Origin of the sequence: Paraliobacillus ryukyuensis (assembly GCF_003315295.1) — a bacterium.
GTDB lineage: Bacteria > Bacillota > Bacilli > Bacillales > Amphibacillaceae > Paraliobacillus > Paraliobacillus ryukyuensis.
On sequence record NZ_QNRI01000008.1, the window covers coordinates 142,678 to 148,824 of the forward strand.

Genomic DNA, 6,147 nt, shown 5'->3' on the forward strand with positions numbered 1-6,147 from the left:
AGACAGGTATCTACGCTGGTTTAGTAGGTTAATTGTCTCCATAGATCCCACAAATCCTAAGAACTAGTCATCACTTGTTTTCTTTTTCGTAAAATATAAGGAGAGCATATTAGGAGGCAATTTGATGGCAGTTTCTATCGTAGTAGTTATATTAGTATCCTTGTTGATTGGCGGAAGCATCTACACCTTTTTTACAAGTAAAATCTATCAAAGGAGTTACTTTTCCGCGAGTATCTTTGCTGCCTTACTGTTAGTGTATCTTATCGTGTTAATTGGCTTTGGTTTTATTTATTTTTGGCTATCCCTACATGATGTTTTATTAATCGAGTATAGTCAGCCGCCAGAACAGTTTCACTTAATTGAATTGTTTGCTCATGCCTTTTATTTTAGTGGTGTGACGTTAATGACAGTAGGTTATGGCGATATAACTCCCATTGGCTGGGGAAGAGTAATTGCATTGGTGGAAGCATTGATTGGCTACATCCTTCCTGCGGCTTTTATTTTCAAATTAACGCAACATGGACAAGCCGTTCAATCCAATAAAAAAAGTAGCCATTCACAAGGTAAATGAGTTGTATGTTAAGCTGATATTGGTTACGCTAAAATTAGAAATAGAATAAAGGAGGAGATAGAGTGGCAATTGAAGTCGGACAAACCGTACCCGATATGAAATTAAAAACAAGTGAAGGAAATAATGTTACGTTAAACGAGTATAAAGGAAAACATGTTGTGCTTTATTTCTACCCAAAAGATAGTACACCAGGCTGTACGTCAGAAGCTTGCTCATTCCGCGATAATCATGAGAGCTTTGCAGATTTAAATGCAGAGATTATCGGCGTCAGCCCAGACTCTGCAGAAAGCCATCAAAATTTCAAAGATAAACATGACTTACCATTTACTTTAATTGTAGATGATGATCACCAATTAGCAGAAAGTTTTGGTGTATGGAAATTGAAGAAAAAACCTGATCGTGAATATTGGGGAAATGAACGTGCTACATTCATCATTGATAAAGATGGTGTCGTGCAAAAAGTATTTCGCGACGTGAATGTAGATGGTCATACGGATGAAGCACTACAATTTATTCGCGAAAATCTAGCATAATAAAACAATCGTCAACTGTTACAAGTTGGCGATTTTTACGTCTTGCGACGGAAGACATTTACGACTAATGTAGCTTAACGTAAAAGATCAAAGGAAATAAACTATATCTATCGAATAATAATTAATGAGGAGAAAAGAAGGAGGAGTTAGCATGAGAGATCCACGATTAAATGAACTAGCTAAATTATTACTAACGCATTCTTTATCCATTACGGAAGGTGAGAAAGTAGAGGTAGTTGGCAGCTATAATGCTAAACCATTAATGAAAGAATTGTTACACGAAATTCATACTATGGGAGCACATCCGTTTCTCAATATTTTTGATGATGAATTAAAACGTCTAGAAGCGGGGGAAGCGAAAGAAGAAAAGTTCCAATTAATGAATAAATGGAATATGGCGCGATACCAAGATATCGATGCTTTTGTGCAAATTGTCGGCGAAGAAAATGATGCAGAAATGATTGATGTTGCCCCAGAACAATGGCAAATGGGTGGGCGAATTTTAAAACCATCGAATGACTTTCTCATTGACAATCGTAAATGGGTTTTACTCAACTACCCTACATACGGTGCGGCGCAAAAAGCGAGAATGAGTTATGACAAGTACTTTGATTACTTAATTGACGTATGCACTGTAGACTACAAAAAAATGGAGAAAGCACAACAACCGTTGAAAGAGCTAATGGATCGTACGGATAAAGTTCGCATTACGGCAGAGGGAACAGATTTAACGTTTTCTATCAAAGATATTGGTTCTGTTATGTGTGCAGGAGAGCGGAACATTCCTGATGGTGAAGTGTATACTGCTCCAGTGAAAGATAGTGTGAATGGAACAATTACGTATAATACACCATGCCCTTATCAAGGAATCACCTTTAACAACGTCGCACTTACATTTGAAAATGGGAAAATCGTGAACGCAACAGCAGATAAAACAGAAGAATTGAATAAAATCTTAGATACGGATGATGGTGCTCGTTTTGTTGGGGAATTCGCACTTGGATTAAATCCTAAGATTACGGAACCAATGGGTGATATTTTGTTTGATGAAAAAATAACTGGTAGCCTTCATTTTACACCTGGGGAAGCGTATGAAGATGCAGACAATGGTAATGAATCTGCTGTCCACTGGGATATGGTGTTAATTCAACGACCAGAATACGGTGGAGGAGAAATTTATTTTGATGATGTCTTAATACGTAAAGATGGATTGTTCGTGATGGAGGAACTGAAAGGATTAAATCCTGACCAATTAGCGTAACTTAGGTAATATGGCTATACGGGTCCAATAACAATCGCATATAGTGAATAGAAGAACCAAACCTTCTCTTTCCTTTATAAAAAGGCGCAAGACTCCCCCTTGCGTCTGTACATATTTCGGTAACGAACGGGAGAATCGAACTTTACAATTTATTCACAAATGATAAAAACATGTTAACATGGGGAAAGAACGGGTAAAGGTTATCATATTTATGTTAAAAAGACCAAGGGAGGTTTCACAATGATTGTTGTAACAACATCTCCATTAACAAACGACTTACAATCACAATTAAACGCTAATTTTCCTAGTGTAACGTTTAAATTTAACGAAAACATGGGACAAGCCGAAGTGCATCTAGCCGATGCGGATGTCTTAGTCACCTTTGGTGAGGACGTGACATCAGACCATATCAAACAAGCGTCCAATCTAAAATGGATTATGGTCTTATCGGCAGGGATGGACGAAATGCCTTTTCGTGATATTAAAGAACGTGGTATTAAGGTAACCAATGCAAGAGGCATTCATAAAATTCAAATGGCAGAATATGCGATCTCGATGTTATTGCATGTGTATCGCCAAAATGAAACACTAAGGCGAAATCAGCTAGCACATCATTGGGATAGTAAAGTACCGTTGAAAGAGATTTCGAACCGGACCATGACCATTGTAGGTGCTGGCGCGATTGGCGAAGAACTAGCCCGTCTAGCCAAAGCTTTTCGAATGAAAACGATCGGCGTCTCTCGAAGCGAGAACGTAAAACCTCATTTTGATGAAAACTATACAAACGATCAAGTCATGCATGCATTAAAGCAAGCTGATTTCGTGGTTTCGATTTTGCCGAGTACAGAGGAAACCTTCTATTTTTACAAACAAGAACACTTTAAAACAATGAAATCAAACGCTGTATTCTTAAATATGGGAAGAGGCGATGCTGTTCAGAGCGAAACATTAATTATGGCGTTGGATCAAGGTCAGATTGCTCATGCTGTGTTAGATGTATTTGAACAAGAACCTTTGCCGAGTGATCATCCACTTTGGGAACATCCAAAAGTAACGATGACACCACACGTTTCTGGTAAGTCACCGCAGTACTTGCCGAGAGCCGTAGAAATTTTTGAACAAAATTTAAAAACTTATATAGAAGAAAATAAATTAGTTACTAATGAAATTGATGTTGAGCGGGGGTACTAGAAGTGCGTATCTATACAAGGTCCGGCGATAAAGGGACAACTTCACTGATCTATGGCGAACGCGTTCCTAAAAATGATCTTCGCGTAGAAGCATATGGAACTTGTGATGAAGCAAATGCTGTGATTGGTATGGCGATTAGTCAGTTGGATCAGTCGCTAGTTTGGCCTGAAGCGGAAGAAGCTATTTTCCGAAGTGAAATGAAGCGGGTACAGGAATTGTTATTTCATGTAGGTTCGGAATTAGCTACCCCTGAAGGAAAAGAAGTAGCATGGAAGCTGAATATCACGGACATTATGGCTTTAGAGCAACAAATTGATGGCTGGGATGAAAAACTCCCACCCATCCGTCAGTTTATCTTGCCTGGTGGACACGCAGCAGCGGCTGCGTTTCACCAAGCTCGAACGGTTATTCGACGAGCGGAACGAATCGTAGTTGAATTAAATGCATCAGTATCCTCCGTTGTTTTGATCTATCTAAATCGTTTATCCGATTATTTGTTTGTGGCAGCACGATATATCAACCATATCAGTGATCAAGAAGAAACCTTACTACAAATTCACCATTAATAAACTTATAGGTTGTTCTAATACTTTTATTGACAATATGTTTGCTTAGCGGTTACACTAATTATAAGAATTATAATGTAATAATTTTATTAGAAATGATTGGATAATTTTATTTCGTGAAAGTGAGGTGCATGACGATGAGTGAATCGATGCTTCAAGAAGCGGTAGGCCGATTAAAAGAATCAGGCGTGCGCATTACACCACAGCGTCATGCGGTGCTAGAGTATTTAATAAATTCTGAGATACACCCAACCGCTGATGACATTTATAAAGCGTTGGAAGGTAAATTTCCGAACATGAGTGTCGCAACAGTATATAACAATTTACGTGTATTTCGTGAAATTGGGTTAATACGTGAGCTGACTTACGGTGATGCTTCAAGTCGTTTTGACTACAATACATCAAATCACTATCACATTATTTGTACGACATGTGGTAAGATCGTTGATTTTCATTATCCAACCTTGGATGAGGTGGAGTCATTAGCTGAACAAGTCACAGGTTTTGAAGTTAGTCATCATAGAATGGAGATTTATGGCACCTGCGCAGATTGTAAAACCAAACATTAATTACTAACCCTTTCATACCATTTGGTGAGAAAGGGTATTTTATTTGCCAAAAAAACATCGCTTATCAAGAAAAATCTTTCAAAACTAACCGTGCTGAAGAAAACTAGATCACGCTATTATAAAATTACTCTTGTCAATTATCTAGTTGCTCTAGTATATTATATAAGTTATTAATTTTTATGGTATACAACTACAGGAATTTCTATATCAGCTGTCGAAATGATTATTAATCGAAATGACTGGGGGATAAGCGGATGGAAGATGTATTACGTCCAATTTATCAAGAGCGAGCGAGTCATGCTCATACATTAGGTGTGCTTCTTTATGAAAAGAAAAAGCAAGTAAGTCCAGTAACAGATAATTTTGATGTTATCTTACTTATTGTAGTATCAGAAGCTACAGAACCATGGTATGTGAAACATTATCAATTTGGTGATAAAACAGCAGCCATGCATATTGTGGACACACAGCTTTTACAACATTGGATTGACACTAGTTCCTATCGTCGTGTGATTGAATGGATTAGTAATGGGAAGATTCTGTTTGATCGTAATGAATACATGGCAAAATTGCGAGCAGAATTAGAAGATTTTCCTTATGATAAACGAGACTTAAAACTAGCGATTGAGTTTGCTAAACTCACGCGCAATTATAGTGAGGCAAAAGCATTATTTTTATCCAATCATTCCTTTGATGCATACAGTAAAGTGTTGAGTTCCCTGCATAGCTTGGGACGACTATCCATTATTGAACAAGGCTATCATCCAGAAGTAATCGTTTGGCATCAGATTAAACGCATTGATCCTGAAGTGCATAAATTATATGAAGAACTGATCCAAAGTGATGAATCCGTTGAAAAACGTGTGGAATTAATGTTAATTGCAATTGATTTTTCCTTAGGAAAACGAGCGAAGACTGCCGCTAAACATTTACTAGATGTGATGCGAACTGAGGCATGGAGTTTTGGTGATCTAAAAGTACATCCTGCTATTTCTTTATATGAATTAGATTTAAGTACGATGATTGATTACTTAATTACAAAAGACTTGATTGAAGTCGAACATGCCGAAACAAAAGGGAAAGCTATTTTCCACCGTAAGTATAGGCTGAAATAAGAAGAAAATGATAAATTTATATTTTAAAAAAATGTATTGACGTTTTATTGTTTACCATGCTATATTATTACTTGTCGCTCGAAACGACAAAAAAAATAGTTGACATAAGTTGAAGAGTCATGCTATATTTAATTGGTCGCTTTTAAGCGGAGCAATTTTAAAAGTTGAAAATCGAGTAAAAAAGTTCTTGACTTTTGAAATTAAAAGTTATAAAATATAAAAGCTGTCGAAAAAAACAGCAAAACATTGATCTTTGAAAACTGAACAAAACAACCAATATGGTAAGAAGTAACATGCTAGTCAAGTTATGAGTAAAGACATCTCATAAAAGCACATTAGGT

7 protein-coding genes are annotated in these 6,147 nt (G+C 37.0%); all 7 read left to right on the plus strand.

Annotation, left to right across the window (positions count from 1 at the left end):
• Positions 1 to 124: 124 nt before the first annotated feature.
• The 7 genes from DES48_RS11900 to DES48_RS11930 all read left to right on the plus strand — a co-directional run bounded on the left by DES48_RS11900 (position 125) and on the right by DES48_RS11930 (position 5,806).
• A complete protein-coding gene (locus DES48_RS11900; protein WP_113869465.1) occupies positions 125 to 571 on the plus strand; it encodes a potassium channel family protein in 447 nt (148 codons plus the stop codon).
• A 62-nt stretch (positions 572 to 633) separates the two neighbouring features.
• Entirely contained in the window at positions 634 to 1,104 is a 471-nt protein-coding gene (gene bcp / locus DES48_RS11905; RefSeq protein ID WP_079708872.1) for a thioredoxin-dependent thiol peroxidase, read from the plus strand.
• A 151-nt stretch (positions 1,105 to 1,255) separates the two neighbouring features.
• The gene (locus DES48_RS11910; RefSeq protein WP_113869467.1) at positions 1,256 to 2,365 is read left to right on the plus strand and encodes an aminopeptidase; all 1,110 of its coding nucleotides are present in this window, start codon (positions 1,256 to 1,258) and stop codon (positions 2,363 to 2,365) included.
• Positions 2,366 to 2,605: 240 nt separating this feature from the next.
• A complete protein-coding gene (locus DES48_RS11915) occupies positions 2,606 to 3,556 on the plus strand; it encodes a D-2-hydroxyacid dehydrogenase (RefSeq protein ID WP_113869469.1) in 951 nt (316 codons plus the stop codon).
• A 2-nt stretch (positions 3,557 to 3,558) separates the two neighbouring features.
• Positions 3,559 to 4,122 (plus strand): cob(I)yrinic acid a,c-diamide adenosyltransferase, encoded by a 564-nt coding sequence (locus DES48_RS11920; RefSeq protein ID WP_113869472.1) that lies wholly within the window; start codon positions 3,559 to 3,561, stop codon positions 4,120 to 4,122.
• A 137-nt stretch (positions 4,123 to 4,259) separates the two neighbouring features.
• Positions 4,260 to 4,691, plus strand: coding sequence for a peroxide-responsive transcriptional repressor PerR (gene perR, locus DES48_RS11925; RefSeq protein WP_143804788.1), 432 nt, complete (start codon positions 4,260 to 4,262; stop codon positions 4,689 to 4,691).
• Positions 4,692 to 4,945: 254 nt separating this feature from the next.
• Complete coding sequence (locus DES48_RS11930) at positions 4,946 to 5,806, plus strand: nucleotidyltransferase-like protein (RefSeq protein ID WP_113869474.1); 861 nt, start codon at positions 4,946 to 4,948, stop codon at positions 5,804 to 5,806.
• The last annotated feature ends 341 nt before the right edge of the window (positions 5,807 to 6,147 follow it).

What these genes read in the sequence shown, in the direction of transcription:
- DES48_RS11900 (WP_113869465.1), top strand. Translation starts at nt 125, where the DNA reads ATGGCAGTTTCTATCGTAGTAGTTATATTAGTATCCTTGTTGATTGGC.
- DES48_RS11910 (WP_113869467.1), top strand. Translation starts at nt 1,256, where the DNA reads ATGAGAGATCCACGATTAAATGAACTAGCTAAATTATTACTAACGCAT.
- DES48_RS11915 (WP_113869469.1), top strand. Translation starts at nt 2,606, where the DNA reads ATGATTGTTGTAACAACATCTCCATTAACAAACGACTTACAATCACAA.
- perR (WP_143804788.1), top strand. Translation starts at nt 4,260, where the DNA reads ATGAGTGAATCGATGCTTCAAGAAGCGGTAGGCCGATTAAAAGAATCA.
- DES48_RS11930 (WP_113869474.1), top strand. Translation starts at nt 4,946, where the DNA reads ATGGAAGATGTATTACGTCCAATTTATCAAGAGCGAGCGAGTCATGCT.